Source organism: Mycobacterium sp. 012931, assembly GCF_000419295.1.
Taxonomy (GTDB): domain Bacteria; phylum Actinomycetota; class Actinomycetes; order Mycobacteriales; family Mycobacteriaceae; genus Mycobacterium; species Mycobacterium marinum.
The window spans coordinates 2,770,945-2,785,920 of the sequence record NZ_AOPX01000001.1 but is presented as its reverse complement, the minus strand read 5'-3'; the positions used below and the strand labels follow the sequence as shown (position 1 = coordinate 2,785,920).

Here is a 14,976-nt window from a genome sequence, read left to right as displayed (position 1 = left end):
GGATCGGCCGACTTGACTTGCGAGGGAACCCCTTCCTTCACAATCACCGGGTCGCCGACGTTGACCGTGTTGAAGTACCATTCGGCGTCGGCGGGGCTCAGGCTGATGCAGCCATGGCTGATGTTCTCCACCCCCATTGCTTGTGTCGCCCACGGAGCGGAATGCACATACAGGCCGCGGCCGGTGATGCGAACGGCGTAGTCCACCGTGAGCCGATAACCGTCAGGAGCATCCACGGGTATTCCGACGCTGCTCGAATCCATGATCACCGAACGGTCTTTCGAAAAGACGGTGTAGGTGCCGACCGGCGTCGGATACTCCGATCTACCCATCGAGGCGGGAAGCACCCCATCTTCACCCCAATGGGGACGGTGGTGCGGGGCGGGTAACCGAGGCGGCGGTTCCGCGTCGACCCCATCGATAGTCACGGTGAAGGTGTGATTTGCGATGTCGGCAACACCGAGGACCTCCGGACCCGTCTTGAACTGCGAGGATACGCCGCCCGCCGAGAGGGCCACGGTGCTGTGCGCCGGCCAGAATTGATCGGGAACCCACTGCACAACGTTGTTGTCGAGCCACTGGTACCTACCGGTCATCGCGGGCGCCGACTTCACCGCGATGGCGCGCTCGGCCGCATGCCGGTCGGCGACCGGCCCGCTGAACGTCACCACCACGGGGTGCGCAACACCCACCACCTCGCCCCGCGTGGGTCGAAGTGATGCAATCGATAAATAGCCCTGCGACCGGTTGATCCCCGCCAGACGTACGTCACCTGGCCCTGCGACCACTGCCGCAGCGATCCCGATCACCACTAGAACAGACCTAACAACTGCCCGCATCGCGTTTATCACCCTTTGAGATGACCAAATTGTCATTGTTGTTTCGACGATGTTAGGGGCGACATGGCAGACGGTGCGTAAGTACGCGTGACCTGAATGGTCAAGGCTTCGAAAAGATTTGGTCACAGGCGGCCGATGTGACAAATGGTCTCACCGAAACTCATCACGATGAATTGAGCTGAAGCAACGCCGCACGACCGCGCAATCGCGGGCCCGGAGCCAACCAACAAATCGCCTCGCCTCGCGACCCAGCGCGGCTTCGCCGCCGAGTTGTTCGGCGGGCCGGCGGCTCGGCAAATTGACGTTCCCGACGCCCGCCGGGTGGCGCGAGCGTGTAGAACGTCATTGTGCGCCATGTGCAAGACACCGTGTCCACCCCCGACGACAGCTGTCCGGTGAGCCTGTTCGTACCTGATACCTGCGAACCGGTGCCGGGCGTCGTCATGTATCCCGATGTCGGCGGATTCCGGCCGACCTTTCAGGAGATGGCGGCGACCCTGGCCGGTTTCGGCTATGCGGTGTTGCTACCCGACATGTACTACCGCCATCGTGGCTACGCCCCATTCTCGTTGCCGTCGGCATTCACCGATCCAGGCGAGCGGGCACGGATGATGGCATTGGGAGACAGTTTGATCCCCGACATGATGGCCAGTGATGCCGATGCCTACTTCGACTACCTGAGTACGCGAGCAGAGGTGCGCGACAACAGCTTTGGTGTATGCGGATACTGCAGAGGCGGACGGGTCTCAATGATCGTCGCCGGACGATGTCCGGATCGTGTCGCGGCAGTCGCGTCATTCCACGGAAGTCAATTGGCTGCCGACAGTCCCAACAGTCCGCACCTGCTGGCCAGCCGGATGCGCGCGAAAGTGTATGTCGCCGCGGCAGACAACGATGCACTGTTCCCTCCGCAGCAGGCCGCAACCCTGCGCAGGGCCCTGACCGCGGCCGGAGTGGACCACACGATCGAAACCTATGCCGCCGAACACGGATTCGCCGTTGCGGACAACCCCGGCTACGACGCCGATGCGGCCCGCCGCCACTGGGATGCGTTGCGCGACTTCTTCGGTTCGACGCTAGGTACCCAACCGGGCAACACCGGTTGAATTAGACCTAAGACGCCTAAGACGCCCCGCTGGTGTCCTTGGTCAAGTGCTGGCCGGTCTGCGGATTGACCGCGGTTTCGCCCGCCGGCAAGTTCGACAGGTCTGCCGCAATCACCGTCTGCATGTCTCCCGAGTCGGGCAGGGCCAGATGCGCGGGCGGGGACACGGCCGGCTCGAGGAGCAGATCGGCACTGTGGCGCCGCAGCGTACGGCCGCGGAAGAAGCCGGGCGAGATCGCCCACCAGATCAACATCACCACCACGCCGAGCAGCATGGACCCCACCCCGACCACCGCCACCGCGCCGAACCCGAAGATCGTGACATTGTGGCCGTTCTCGACGAGCCAGTCCCGCTTCGCGTACTCGATCAGGCCGAAGATGAAGACCACCGTCAACACCACCCCGCCGGTCAGCAGCACGACGCCGCGCTTGACGAAGTTGCGCAGCGACTTGGTCAGCGTCGCACGGTAATAGTGCGCGCAGGCATATCCGGTGAGCCCGTAGTAGAACGCGATCACCAACCCAACCGAACCGATCAGTGCGCTCAGCAGGTTGCGGCTGACCAGCGTGAACAGCACATAGAACAAGATCGACACCGCTCCCATCGCGATCGTCGACACGGTGGGCGTGAGGTAGCGAGGGTGGATTTTGGCGAACGACGCGGGCAGTGCCTTGTACACCGCCATCGACAGCGTGGTGCGCGCCGTGGGCAGGATTGTGGTCTGCGTCGAGGCCGACGCGGAGGTCAGGATCGACGCCGAGAGCAACAGCAGCCCGATCTTGCCGAGGACGCCGTCGCCGAACAAGGCCGGCCCGACCGCGGCGAAGACATCGTTGGAATTGTCCGGATTTCCCAGTCCGATGCCGTCGACGCCGACACCGGCGGAGGCGATACTCGCCACCGTGACCACCGCATAGGTGGCCAGCAGCAGAAACGTTGAGATCACCGCCGCACGCCCGGGGGTGCGGCCGGGGTCATCGGTCTCCTCGTTACATGCCACCGCGGTGTCAAAGCCCCAGTAGATGAAGATGGTGATGAGCAACGCCGGCGCCATTTGGGTGCCAAAGTCCAAACCGCTGGGCCACAACCAGGACAACGAGGGCCGCAACGAGCCCACATCGCCATGATTGGTGTAGACCCTGGCCAGCGCGACGGCCGCCAGAGCGACCAGCACAACGAGTTCCACCGATAGCAACACGTACTGCATCCGCGCAGAGACGTCGGTGCCTCGATAGCAGATGTAGGTCATCACCACGATCCAGGCGACGCCCGCGACCGTGGACCACAACGTGCTGTGCGCCAGGTTGCTCGCCGACTGCCAGCCAAGCTCGCCGACGAACGTAAAGGAATACGCACCGGCGATTTGCGCCAAGTTGGCCATCACGATCACGTCGGCGGCGATGATGCCCCAGCCCCCGAGCCACCCGGTAACCGGCCCGAAGGCCCGCGATGCCCAGGTGAAGGTCGTCCCGCAATCGGGTTCGGCCTTGTTGAGCTCCTGGTAGGCGACGGCGATCATGTACATCGGAATGAACGAGAGCAGCACGATCGCCGGCGCCTTGACGCCGCAAAGCAACTCGCCGCGGCTTGCCACGATGAGTCCCGACGTCGCCGCCAGACTGTAGGCGGGTGCCGTGGAGGCCGTACCGATAACAACACTGGATAGCAGCCCCACGGCGCCACCTTTGAGACCCTTGCCTTCCACCGCGACGCTCGTGGCCTCACCCTGGCTCACACAATCTCCTTCGATCGGTTGATGACTGGTCTTCTTGTCAGCGTCAAGGTGCCCCACTATCGAGGATGTGGCAACTCGAAACCGGATCTGGGCGCGTCACCATGCCGACCGGCGAGTCGCCGGCGGTCGCGGCTTGGCGATCAACTCCTGGCAGGTACCTCCTGAAGGCCCCACGGCGCCCCGTAGGCACTCAGCAGCTCGAGGAAGGGCACCGCGTCGAACGCTTCCGGACCCAGCACTCCCCTGCCGCTCCAGGTGCCACTGGCCAACAGTTCCAGCGCCACAACGGGGTTGATCGCGGTTTGCCAGACCACACACTGGTGTCCGTACTCGTTCATCGACCATTGGTTGTCGACGACGTGATACAGATAGGTCGAGCGCGGGTTGCCGTCCTTGCCGGTTCCGGTCACCCACAACCCCGCGCATGTCTTGCCGTGCATCTTCGGCCCCAGCGTGGCGGGATCGGGCAGGCAGGCGGCGACCACATCGCGCGGGCTGACTTGCGCGCCGCCGACGGTGATCTTCTCGGTGCGATCCAGCCCCAGCTTGCGCAGCGTCTTGAGCACTTCGATGAACTCGGTACCCAGACCGTATTTGAAGGTGGCGCGCTTGGCTTTGACCCAGCGGGGCATCAGCAGCACTTCCTCGTGCTCCACGTTGACGCATTCCACCGGTCCGATCCCGTCTGGGAAGTCGAAAACCTCTGGTTCGCTGAAGGGTTCGGTAACAAACCAGCCACGATCGTGCTCCCAGATCACCGGCGGGTTCAGGCATTCTTCGATGGTGGTCCAGATCGAGAACGACGGCGCAAAGTCATACCCGTCCACGGTCAGGTTCGCGCCGTCGCGGGTCCCCAGTTCGTCGATGTCGGTGAATAGGTGATCGGCGGCGTAGCGGGCAAACACATCGGAAAGCCCCGGCTCGACTCCCATTCCCACCAGCGCGAGCCGATCCGCGGCCCGCCATTGGTCGTCGGCGGCGAACTGCTCGTCACCGAGCTTGACCCCGGTCAGCTGGTAGGGCTGTTCGGGATGGCGCTCAGACAGGCTCATCGCCATGTCCAGGTAGTCGGCCCCGGCGGCCAGCGCCCCTTCGAAGATCGGCATCACGAATCGCGGGTCGACCGCATTGACTACGTGGGTGATCTGATGACGGCGCACCGCGGCGGCTACCGCGTCCGCAGATCCGGCATCAAGAGCGGCTGAGCAGAACCGCGCATCGGCCACCGCCTGCGCGGCACGGCTGGCCCGCGCCTCGTCGTAGTCACAGACCACCACATGTTCGAAGAAGCTGCGGCGCGCGGCAATCGCGCAGAATGCCGAGCCCACGCCGCCAGCGCCGACCAACAAGATGCGCATCGGTGTCGTCGTCACTGTGAAACCACCGCCACTGAGTATGTAACTGGCGCTTCGACATTAGCCACGCTGTATCCAGACCTTTCTGACCAGCCCGCGGTATCGGGCAGATTCGGCATGCTCGGCGTTCACCGGGCACGTGGGATGCATTGCTTAGATCGGTTCTGCGGCATCACATCCGCGCTTGCCCACCCGCGGCGGGCACGATTCATCAATCCCCACTCTCCGTGTCGAGCTGAATCGGGCTGGTCGGATCGCCCCGGTCCGGTAAACCGTCGGGCGATCTCAAGAACTAGATTCGCGTGGAAAAGATTGTTCGATGCCAAGGCTTTTCAGCGACACCAGTGATGTCGCTCATGACATGTTTGATGGTGAGGTATTCCTCGAACGAGTACTCGGACATGTCTTTTCCGAACCCGGACGCTGCCACGCCGCCGTGCGGCATCTCGCTGACGATCGGAATGTGGTCATTGATCCACACGCAGCCCGCCGAGATCTCTCGCGAGGCCCGTTGCGCCCGGTAGACATCGCGGGTCCATGCCGATGCGGCCAACCCGTAGTCGGTGTCGTTTGCCTGTCGCAGCGCGTCGTCGTCGCCGTCGTGCGCACGCACCGTGAGTACCGGGCCGAAGATCTCTTCGCGGTAGGCCTGTGACTGTTCGCCGACGTCGGCCAGCAGCGTCGGCAGATAAAAGGCACCGGCCAAATCCGGAATCCGGCCACCCACCACGATGCGGGCTCCCTGCGCCGGAGCCTTGGCCAAGATGTCGGCCACCCGGTCACGATGGGCGAGCGAGATGAGCGGCCCGATGTCGGTGTCGGGGTCCATGGGGTCGCCGATCACGACCGTCGACATCACGTCGGCCACCCCGGCCACGAAGTCGTGGTACAGCTCGCGCGCGACAATGGCACGGGTCGCCGCTGCGCAGTCCTGCCCCGAGTTGATCAGCGCGCCGGCCACCGCTCCTTGTATCGCGGCATCCAGGTCAGCGTCGTCGAACACGACAAACGGGGCCTTGCCTCCGAGCTCGAGCTGGGTGCGGCGGCCGTGCGTGGCAGCGGCGGCCATCACCTTGCGCCCCACCGCGGTGGACCCGGTGAAGGTGACCAGGTCGACGCCGGGGTGAGCGGCCAGTGCCGCCCCCACGTCGGCGCCCAGTCCCGTCACGACGTTCAGCACGCCATCGGGCAGACTGGCCTCGGCGGCCAGCCGCGCCAGGGTCAGCGTGGTGAGCGGGGTGAGTTCGCTCGGCTTGATGACGACGGTGCACCCGGCCGCCAACGCCGGCATCACCTTCCACACCGCCATCTGCAGCGGGTAATTCCACGGCGTGATGGTGGCCACCACGCCGATCGCCTCACGGCGGATGCTCGAGGTGTGATCGGCGGAGTATTCGGCGGTGGCCTGACCCGGCAAACGCCGCGCGGCGCCGGCGAAGAACCGGATGTTGTCGACGCTGCCGGGCACGTCAAATTCCTCGGCCAGCCGTAGTGGCTTGCCGGTCTGGCACACCTCTTCGGCGATCAGTTCGGGTGCGCGCTGCTCGAGTAAGTCCGCAAGCTTGGCCAGCACGGCGGAGCGTTCGGCCGGCGTCACGCCGGCCCATTGGGGCAGGGCACGTCGCGCCGCTACGACAGCGCGGTCGACGTCGGCCGGTGTGGCCAGGGCCAGCTCGGCGATGGTTTCCTGAGTCGCGGGGTTGATTACCGCATGTTGGCGCCCGCCCGTGCTGTGAGCTGCACCGTTAATCCAACTTCCGGCCACCGACACAGTCGTTGTCATGGCGATAAGATATCTGACCACGTGCGGTTCCGCTACGCATTTCGCACTTTTTATCGGATTTCGCATCGATTTCAGTGGTTAAGCTATACATATTCCACTGATTTCGTGTATACTGTCTGCCATGACTAGTTCTGGCGCACCGGTTGGCAATCAACCGGAACAGCTGCGCCCGACTGGCCTGGGCGCGGCCACGCAGCTCGATGACCTCTCCAAGGCGATCATCAAGGAGCTGCAGGAAGACGGTCGGCGTTCCTACTCGGCGATCGCCAAGACGGTCGGGCTCTCGGAGGCCGCGGTCCGCCAGCGCGTGCAGCGATTGATCGAGACCGAAGTAATGCAGATCGTGGCCGTCACCGACCCGATCCAACTCGGATTCGCCCGCCAGGCGCTGATCGGCATCCGCGCCACCGGCGACACCACCAAACTCGCGCAGCAATTGGCGGCTATTCCCGCGATCGACTATGTCGTACTGACCGCGGGAACATTCGATGTGATCGCCGAACTGGTCTGCAAAGACGACGGCGATCTGCTCGATCTGCTGAATCTGGAAATCAGGGCGCTGCCCGGAGTTCTCTCGACCGAGACACTCGTTTACCTGAAACTCGTTAAACAGCAATACAATTGGGGAGTCAAATGACTGAACTGTCCGCCAAGGCCAACCGCCACCTGTGGGGGCATTTCGCCCGTCACGGCGCCGGGATCACGCCGCCCATCATCACCCGCGGTGAGGGCGTCACAATCTGGGACGACCGCGGCAACAGCTACCTCGATGGACTGTCGGGGCTGTTCGTCGTGCAGGCCGGCCACGGCCGCACCGAACTCGCGGAGGCCGCCGCCAAGCAAGCCGAAACGCTGGCCTTCTTCCCGCTGTGGTCCTACGCCACCCCGACCGCGATAGAGCTCGCCGAGCGCGTCGCGCACTATGCACCCGGCGATCTCAATCGGGTGTTTTTCACCACCGGCGGCGGCGAGGCCGTCGAGTCCGCGTGGAAACTGGCCAAGCAGTACTTCAAGGAAACCGGCAAACCCGGTAAGTACAAGGCAATTTCGCGATCCACCGCGTACCACGGCACACCGCATGGCGCGCTGGCCATCACCGGGTTGCCGGCGTTCAAGGCGCCGTTCGAGCCGCTCACCCCCGGCGGCGTGCGGATTCCGAACACCAACTTCTACCGCGCCCCCGCACCGTATGCAGACGACTCGAAGGAGTTCGGCCTGTGGGCGGCCAACCGAATCGCCGAGGCGATTGAGTTCGAGGGGCCCGACACGGTCGCGGCCGTCTTCCTCGAGCCGGTGCAGAACGCGGGCGGTTGCTTCCCGCCGCCGCCCGGGTACTTCGAACGGGTCCGCGAAATCTGCGACGAGTACGACGTGCTGCTGGTCTCCGACGAGGTGATCTGCGCCTTCGGTCGCATCGGATCGATGTTCGCGTGCAACGACTTTGGCTATGTCCCCGACATCATCACCTGCGCCAAGGGCATGACCTCCGGGTACTCGCCGATCGGCGCGATGGTCGCCAGCGACCGACTGTTCGAGCCGTTCAACGACGGCAAGACGACGTTTGCGCATGGCTACACGTTCGGTGGGCACCCGGTGTCCTCCGCGGTGGCGCTGGCCAACCTGGACATCTTCGAGCGGGAAGGCCTCAACGACCACGTCAAGCAGAACGCGCCCGCGTTCCGCACCACGCTGGAGAAGCTGCTCGACCTGCCGATCGTCGGCGATGTCCGCGGCGAGGGATTCTTCTACGGCATCGAGCTGGTCAAGGACAAGGACACCAAGGCGACCTTCAGCGATGAGGAAAGTGAGCGGCTGCTGCGCGGCTTCCTGTCCTCCGCACTGCTGGAAGCCGGGCTTTACTGCCGCGCCGACGACCGTGGGGACCCAGTGGTGCAGCTGGCTCCGCCGCTGATCAGTGGCCAGCAGGAGTTCGACAAGATGGAGCAGATCCTGCGCGGGGTGCTCAGCGAGGCCTGGAGCCGACTCTAAGTCGGCCCCCGCGAGCAGACGCAAAATCGCACTGAGCCGCGGACCGCGGCGCGATTTTGCGTCTGCTCGCGCAAGAAACTGGGCCCTCCCGGGACCTCTACTGGTGGTATTGAGCCACCAGGGCAGCGTATTCGTCGAGCAGCCGCAGGGACTCCTCCCGCGGGCAGGTGGGCAGCAGCAGCGCCAGCTGGCCAAAGCCCAGGTCTTGGGCGGCGCGCCAATAGTCGGGCTTGTTCGGTGTTCCGAACATCGCCAGCGGGACTTCGTGACCGGCGGCGCTGCGTAGTTGGTCCACCCGCTGGGTGAGCTGGTGCACCGGAAGCGGGTTGGAGATCCAGCCAGCGTCATGGCGAACGACGCGTTTCACCGTGGCATCGGAGTTACCGCCGATGTAGATGGGCGGATGAGGCTGCCGCACCGGCTTGGGCCGGCTGTAGGACGGGGGAAAGTCCACGTACTTGCCGTGATATTCGGCCGGTTCGTCGGTCCAAAGCGCCTTGATGGCCTCGATGCGTTCGTCCAGCAACGCACCGCGCGTCTTTGGGTCGGTGCCGTGGTCGCGTAGTTCTTCGATGTTCCAGCCGGCGCCCACCCCGAAGACGAATCGGCCACCCGAAATAAAATCAATGCTTGCGGCTTCCTTGGCCGTGGTGATCGGGTCACGCTGGATGAGCAACGCAATCCCGGTGAACAGTTCGATCTTGGACGTCACCGCCGCGGCGGCGGCCAGTGTGACGAACGGGTCAAGGGTGCGGTAATAAACCCCTGGCAGCTCGCCGCCGCCCGGATACGGTGTTTCGCGGCTGGCCGGGATGTGGGTGTGCTCCGCGATCACCAGCGACGAAAACCCGCGCTCTTCGATCGCACGCGCCAGTGACACCGGATCGATGCTGTCGTCGTTGACGAAGGTGGAGATCCCGAACTTCATCGCACTACCCCTATCTGTCTGCGTCGCGTCACCGATGAGACATTGCGCGCCGACCAATTATTCCGTGGGCAGCGAAACGGCTGCGACAGGGGCAGATTCACTGCCTACCCCGATGGTCGCGAGGTGTGCTGAGCGATCAGCTGTTGCAACATCGGCACGGTCCGGTCCAGTGGGTCGGTGGAGCGTGCGGCCAGGCAGAGAATCACGGCACCCTCGACCGCGGCCACGACGGTGGTGGCCAGCGATTCGGCCGTGTCGTCCCCCACGCCCTGGGCCCGGAAGCGTCCGGCAAGCACCGTCTGCCAAGCGCCGAATACCTCACCGGCTGCATCCGCGGCCGACGGCGACTCCGTGCGCCCGAGCGCGGCGGCCACGATCGGGCATCCGGCCGCGTAGTCGCTGGCGCGCAGGGTCTGCTTCCACGAGTCCGCGAACGCCACCAACGGCTGATCGCCGCCGGCGGCGATGCTGGCCAGAGTGGAATCCATGAGCCGGCCCGCCGTCCGGGTAGCCTCGGTCATCAGCTCTGACTTGCCGCCGGGAAAGTTCACGTAGACCGACCGGCGCGCGGTGCCGCTGTGTTCGAGTAGGTCGGCTAGGCCGGTCCCCGCAACCCCGTTACGGCGCAGCAGCTCGATGGCGCTTTCGATCAGACGCTCACGCGCGGTCATCGTCTCGCCCTTCCTCGGGTCCGCTGGTCGCTAACACACCCATCGGTTGCAGTATACCGATTGGTCTACTAATGTCAGGTAGACCCATCGGTATAAACCAGGGAGAGGACCCCGATGACATCCACACCGCCCGTCGCACTGATCACCGGAGTGTCCTCTGGCATCGGCGCGGCCATTGCAGTGCGACTGGCCAGCGCGGGATTCCGCGTGGTCGGCACCTCGCGCGCACCGCAGCGCTTGGCTCCGATTCCCGGTGTCGAGACCTTGGCGCTGGACGTCACCGACGACACCGCGGTTCGCTCGGTGGTGTCGGAAGTCATCGACAGAACCGGACACATCGACGTGCTGGTCAACAACGCCGGCCTGGGAATCGCCGGGGCCGCCGAAGAGAGCTCGATCGACCAGGCCCGTTCCTTGTTCGACACCAACTTCTTCGGCCTCATCCGCCTCACCAATGAGGTGCTGCCACACATGCGCCGACGCGGCAGCGGGCGAATCATCAACATCAGCTCGGTGCTCGGCTTCCTCCCCGCGCCGTATGCGGCCCTCTACGCCGCGTCAAAGCATGCCGTGGAGGGTTACACCGAATCGCTGGATCACGAACTTCGCGAGTACGGCGTACGCGCGCTGCTGGTCGAACCCAGTTACACCCGAACAGATTTCGAGTCGAACATGTGGGAGGCCGACACACCGCAGGCGGCCTACGCCGACAATCGCGCCGCCGTGCGCGCAGTGGTGGCAAACAAGATTCGCAACGCCGAGTTGCCCGCCGTTGTGGCTGACGCCACGTACGCCGCGGCCACCGACAAACGGATCAAGCTGCGCTACCCCGCCGGTCGCCACGCCCGACAACTCGCGTTGCTCAAGCGCATCGCACCGGCCGCCGTGCTCGATAACGGCATCCGCAAGCAAACCGGACTGAATTCGCCGCGACCGACACCGGTTCTGGCCGAGCGCTGACGGATCACTCAAAGACTCAAAGGGGTCGCCATGACAAACGTCAAAGACGACAAGACGCTCCGCAAGTTCCGCAGGGAGCGTGCGCTCGGACGCTACTTACTCAACCCCGCCGTGAAGGGGATGGGCAAGCTGGGACTGCGAACCGCGCTGGCCACCGAGCTGGAGACGATCGGGCGCAAGAACGGCCAGGCCCGCCGCGTTCCGGTGTCCGCGCAATTCGATGCCAACGGCGCGTGGATCATCTGTCAGCACGGCACCCGCTCGGGCTGGGGACGCAACATCGTCGACAACCCGAATATCCGGATTCGCCAGGGGACTCGGTGGCCTACGGGCGTGGCGGCATTGCGGCCCGACGACGACGTCGTCGCGCGAGGGCGCAAGTTCGGCAGACTGGGAGCAACCGTGGTCAAGGCACTGGAAACCACACCGGTTTCGGTGCGGATCGACTTCACCGACTAGTCGTAGATGACGGCACGTCCCTGCCGCTGCAGCTGGGCCAAACGGTCCCGCATGGCCTGCAACTGTGCGGGGGAATGCCCCGCCCAGTCGGTGAGTTCACCAATGATTCTCACCGGCTCTCGGGTGCGGTAGGAGCGAGTCGGGTTTCCGGGAAGCTTTTTGTCCGTCACGTTCGGGTCGTCCTCTAGCGCACCGACCGGTTCCACGACGTAAGACCCTCACCCGTCGCCAGCTCGGCTCCCCACACCGCCGCATCCAGCGTTTGGGTGACATAGACGTGGTTCGACAGCCGCTCCGCGCCGTAGTTCGACCGGCGCCCCGGCACCAACAGGTCCCCCACCGACAGCTCTGCTTTGGTGCCATGCAGGAGCGCACCCGACTCGTGGACCTCGAAGGGTTTGGGTGCAGCGGGCACACTAATCCCCGTCAGCGGGAACGGCGTTGGGAGTCACGAGGAACTTCTCGCCGGTCGCTCGTTTGACGTATTCGTGGAACGCCTCGGGTTTGAGCATGCCGGCCAGCGAAACCTCGCGAGTGTAGTGACTGGCGAACGTCGTGCTGAGCTCCGCGGCCACCCGAGCTCGCAGCCGAACAAAAGCCTCAGCCCCCGCGCTCTGCAAGAACGTGGTGAGCAACCATCCGCCGACGCCCAAGGCCATCCCGAAGTCCCGCTTGAGCACCGTGGGACTGGTGTCGAGGGAGCCGTAGATGTACACCTGCTTGTGCACGCTCGATCCGTAGCGTGAGTACTCGGCCGCGGTCGCGTTGGCCGCCTGCTCCATGCCGCTGAGGATCTGGCCGGCCAGCGTCCCACCGCCGGTCGCGTCGAAGGCGAGCGTGGCCGATGTCGCCTTGAGAGCCTCGACGAGGTCCGTCGAGAACGACGGCGAAGTGGAGTTGCAGACGTACTCGGCGCCAAGCGATCTCAGCAGCTCCTCTTGCTCGGGCTTACGCACGATGTTGATCAGCGGTATCCCGTCTTTGAGGCAGAGCTTGACCAGCATCTGGCCGAGGTTCGACGCCGCTGCGGTGTGCACAAGGGCCGAATGCCCTTCGCGGCGCATGGTTTCGGTCATTCCCAGTGCCGTCATTGGGTTGACGAACGACGATGCCCCATCTCTGGCCGTGGCCCCGTCCGGCAGAACCAGACATGCGGAAGCGTCGATCGCCCGGTATTGCGAATACATCGCGCCGCCCGCGATGGCCACCTTCTTGCCGATGAGGGCTTGGGCCGCTTCGGACGAGCCCGCGGCCACCACGGTGCCGGCTCCCTCATTGCCCACCGGCAGCGATTGGTCCAGTCGCGCCGAAAGGGCTCCCAAAGTGGCTTTTCCGATCGGGGCGGTGACGATGGGGCGCTGCGCCGTGCCGGTGACCGTCGCGGTAGCCATGTCGGCGCTGGCGACCAGAAGGCCCAGATCCGACGGGTTGATCGGCGAGGCTTCCACCCGCACCAGTACCTCATTGGCACCGGGAACCGGAACCGCAACCTCGTGCAACGAGAGTTCGAGCGTGCCCTCAGATGTCACCACTGAACGCAGCTCGAGGGCGATCTCAGGAAGGTCTTGGGTCATAGTGGTGCCTCGCTCCTGTGTCGGACGGATGCTCAGAGCATATGAACTCACCGCGGCGCCAATTATCTTCCCGGGCCACAAACCTCATGCTAGACAGGCTTGCATGAGCACCCTTGCCGAGCAGACCCGTTGGATGGACGCAACCGATCAAGCGGCGCTGGTCGCGGCCGGCGAGGCATCCCCTAGCGAGCTGCTGGAGGCCGCGATCGAGCGCATCGAGCGCATCAACCCGGCATTGAACGCGGTGGTGATCCGCTGGTTCGACCACGCTCGCGAGACGGCCAGCGCCGATCTCCCCGGCGGCCCGTTTCGCGGTGTGCCATTCCTGATCAAAGACCTCTATGCGCTCTACGCCGGACAGCCCATCAGCAACGGCAACCTCGCGTTCAAGCAAGCGCATGTCATCGCGGACGCCGACACCACGCTGGTCGGCCGGTACCGCGCCGCGGGGCTGGTGATAGCCGGGCGCACGAACAGCCCCGAACTCGGCAGCCTGCCGACCACCGAACCGGTCGCCTGGGGCCCAACCCGAAACCCATGGGACACCAGCCGCACACCCGGTGGATCCAGCGGCGGTTCGGCGGCGGCCGTCGCCTCGGGCATTCTGCCGTTCGCCCACGCCAGCGACGGCGGCGGATCGATCCGCATTCCGGCGTCATGCTGCGGCCTGGTCGGGCTCAAACCCAGTCAGGGCCGCATCACGCTCGGCCCGCTCCGAGAGGAGAGCGGCATGTCGGTCGAGCACTGCCTCAGCCGCACCGTTCGTGACACCGCCGCGTTGCTCGATGCGACGCGCGGACCGGGCGTCGGCGACACGGTGATCGCGCCACCGCCGATACGGCCCTACACCGAGGAACTCGGTGCGGACCCCGGTCGGCTGCGCATCGGCATCCTCGACCACCACCCCCGCGGTGGGCCGGTCGACGCGGAAGTCACTCATGCGACCCAGGCGGCCGGCCGGCTGCTCGAGTCGCTAGGTCACCACGTGGAGGTGGCATGGCCGGCGGCGTTGGAGGACGCCTCATTCGACTCGACGTTCGGCGCGCTGTGGAGCACCAATATGGGCCTGGCGCAGCGCCGCTTCGAGGAGCAACTCGGCCGTCCCTTGGGCGAGGATGAATTCGAGCTGGTGAACCGGGCCCAGGCCGACTTCGCCAAGCACTTCACTTCCGTCGACTACGCGCTGGCGCTGTCGGCGATCGCTGCGTTCCGCAGGGCGATCCAGTCCTGGTGGCACGACGGCTGGGATCTGCTGCTCACACCGACGGTTGCCTCGTTGCCGGTCAAGCTCGGCACCATCGTGAGCACCCCCGAGCACCCGATGGCGGCGATGCAGCGCGCGGGCGAATTCGTACCGTTCACTCCCCCGTTCAACACCAGCGGTCAGCCGGCCATCAGTCTCCCGCTGGAGTGGACACCCGATGGGTTGCCCCTCGGAGTGCAGCTGGTCGCCGCCTACGGTCGCGAAGACGTGCTGCTGCGCATCGCCAGCCAGCTCGAGCAGGCAAAGCCCTGGGCGCAGCGCACACCCGACATCTGAGCGCACAGCCCGCAAGCGGACAGTTTTGCGCGGTGTC

The 14,976-nt window shown here is 65.0% G+C and carries 12 protein-coding genes and 2 pseudogenes; 6 read left to right on the top strand and 8 right to left on the bottom strand.

The genetic code is table 11. The annotated features are described in order from the left end of the window. Positions 1-32: 32 nt before the first annotated feature. Positions 33-839, bottom strand: a pseudogene (locus tag MMSP_RS12340) (L,D-transpeptidase); the annotation flags it as partial. Between the two features lie 347 nt (positions 840-1,186). On the opposite strand from MMSP_RS12340, the gene MMSP_RS12335 reads away from it, so the two are divergent. Continuing rightward, a complete protein-coding gene (locus MMSP_RS12335) occupies positions 1,187-1,945 on the top strand; it encodes a dienelactone hydrolase family protein (RefSeq protein ID WP_036426462.1) in 759 nt (252 codons plus the stop codon). A 16-nt stretch (positions 1,946-1,961) separates the two neighbouring features. Here MMSP_RS12335 and MMSP_RS12330 read toward each other — a convergent pair whose 3' ends face one another. The 3 genes from MMSP_RS12330 to MMSP_RS12320 form a co-directional block, all read right to left on the bottom strand. Beyond that, positions 1,962-3,680, bottom strand: coding sequence for an APC family permease (locus MMSP_RS12330; protein WP_020786858.1), 1,719 nt, complete (start codon positions 3,678-3,680; stop codon positions 1,962-1,964). 140 nt (positions 3,681-3,820) lie between these two features. Continuing rightward, positions 3,821-5,038 carry a saccharopine dehydrogenase family protein gene (locus tag MMSP_RS12325; RefSeq protein ID WP_036426461.1) on the bottom strand — a complete coding sequence of 406 codons (1,218 nt, stop codon included), beginning with the start codon at positions 5,036-5,038 and terminating at the stop codon, positions 3,821-3,823. Positions 5,039-5,327: 289 nt separating this feature from the next. Next, positions 5,328-6,818 (bottom strand): gamma-aminobutyraldehyde dehydrogenase, encoded by a 1,491-nt coding sequence (locus tag MMSP_RS12320; protein ID WP_036426460.1) that lies wholly within the window; start codon positions 6,816-6,818, stop codon positions 5,328-5,330. A gap of 121 nt (positions 6,819-6,939) precedes the next feature. On the opposite strand from MMSP_RS12320, the gene MMSP_RS12315 reads away from it, so the two are divergent. Next, positions 6,940-7,455, top strand: coding sequence for an Lrp/AsnC family transcriptional regulator (locus MMSP_RS12315; RefSeq protein WP_012395185.1), 516 nt, complete (start codon positions 6,940-6,942; stop codon positions 7,453-7,455). After that, a complete protein-coding gene (locus MMSP_RS12310; protein ID WP_012395186.1) occupies positions 7,452-8,807 on the top strand; it encodes an aspartate aminotransferase family protein in 1,356 nt (451 codons plus the stop codon). Before MMSP_RS12315 ends, MMSP_RS12310 begins: the two co-directional genes overlap by 4 nt. A 97-nt stretch (positions 8,808-8,904) precedes the next feature. Here the strand turns inward: MMSP_RS12310 and MMSP_RS12305 are convergent, their stop codons facing one another. Together MMSP_RS12305 and MMSP_RS12300 are read right to left on the bottom strand one after the other, a co-directional pair. Then, entirely contained in the window at positions 8,905-9,735 is an 831-nt protein-coding gene (locus tag MMSP_RS12305; protein WP_020786855.1) for an LLM class F420-dependent oxidoreductase, read from the bottom strand. A 104-nt stretch (positions 9,736-9,839) separates the two neighbouring features. Beyond that, entirely contained in the window at positions 9,840-10,406 is a 567-nt protein-coding gene (locus MMSP_RS12300; RefSeq protein ID WP_012395188.1) for a TetR/AcrR family transcriptional regulator, read from the bottom strand. 114 nt (positions 10,407-10,520) lie between these two features. Between MMSP_RS12300 and MMSP_RS12295 the strand changes: the two genes are divergently transcribed. After that, on the top strand, positions 10,521-11,366 hold the full coding sequence (locus tag MMSP_RS12295; RefSeq protein WP_015356398.1) for an oxidoreductase: 846 nt from the start codon (positions 10,521-10,523) through the stop codon (positions 11,364-11,366). A gap of 30 nt (positions 11,367-11,396) precedes the next feature. Beyond that, positions 11,397-11,825 (top strand): nitroreductase/quinone reductase family protein, encoded by a 429-nt coding sequence (locus MMSP_RS12290; protein ID WP_015356399.1) that lies wholly within the window; start codon positions 11,397-11,399, stop codon positions 11,823-11,825. Here the strand turns inward: MMSP_RS12290 and arr are convergent. Both arr and MMSP_RS12280 read right to left on the bottom strand, forming a co-directional pair. Beyond that, positions 11,822-12,240, bottom strand: a pseudogene (gene arr / locus MMSP_RS12285) (NAD(+)--rifampin ADP-ribosyltransferase). The gene MMSP_RS12290 and the pseudogene arr overlap by 4 nt on opposite strands. Before the next feature lies 1 nt (position 12,241). Beyond that, the gene (locus MMSP_RS12280) at positions 12,242-13,399 is read right to left on the bottom strand and encodes a zinc-binding dehydrogenase (protein WP_020786852.1); all 1,158 of its coding nucleotides are present in this window, start codon (positions 13,397-13,399) and stop codon (positions 12,242-12,244) included. Between the two features lie 103 nt (positions 13,400-13,502). Between MMSP_RS12280 and MMSP_RS12275 the strand changes: the two genes are divergently transcribed. Continuing rightward, positions 13,503-14,939, top strand: coding sequence for an amidase (locus tag MMSP_RS12275; protein WP_020786851.1), 1,437 nt, complete (start codon positions 13,503-13,505; stop codon positions 14,937-14,939). Positions 14,940-14,976: the final 37 nt, after the last annotated feature.

Coding starts and splice junctions, on each gene's coding strand:
- MMSP_RS12280 (WP_020786852.1), bottom strand. CDS start 13,399: ATGACCCAAGACCTTCCTGAGATCGCCCTCGAGCTGCGTTCAGTGGTG.
- MMSP_RS12325 (WP_036426461.1), bottom strand. CDS start 5,038: ATGCGCATCTTGTTGGTCGGCGCTGGCGGCGTGGGCTCGGCATTCTGC.
- MMSP_RS12315 (WP_012395185.1), top strand. CDS start 6,940: ATGACTAGTTCTGGCGCACCGGTTGGCAATCAACCGGAACAGCTGCGC.
- MMSP_RS12310 (WP_012395186.1), top strand. CDS start 7,452: ATGACTGAACTGTCCGCCAAGGCCAACCGCCACCTGTGGGGGCATTTC.
- MMSP_RS12320 (WP_036426460.1), bottom strand. CDS start 6,818: ATGACAACGACTGTGTCGGTGGCCGGAAGTTGGATTAACGGTGCAGCT.
- MMSP_RS12305 (WP_020786855.1), bottom strand. CDS start 9,735: ATGAAGTTCGGGATCTCCACCTTCGTCAACGACGACAGCATCGATCCG.
- MMSP_RS12300 (WP_012395188.1), bottom strand. CDS start 10,406: ATGACCGCGCGTGAGCGTCTGATCGAAAGCGCCATCGAGCTGCTGCGC.
- MMSP_RS12275 (WP_020786851.1), top strand. CDS start 13,503: ATGAGCACCCTTGCCGAGCAGACCCGTTGGATGGACGCAACCGATCAA.
- MMSP_RS12295 (WP_015356398.1), top strand. CDS start 10,521: ATGACATCCACACCGCCCGTCGCACTGATCACCGGAGTGTCCTCTGGC.
- MMSP_RS12290 (WP_015356399.1), top strand. CDS start 11,397: ATGACAAACGTCAAAGACGACAAGACGCTCCGCAAGTTCCGCAGGGAG.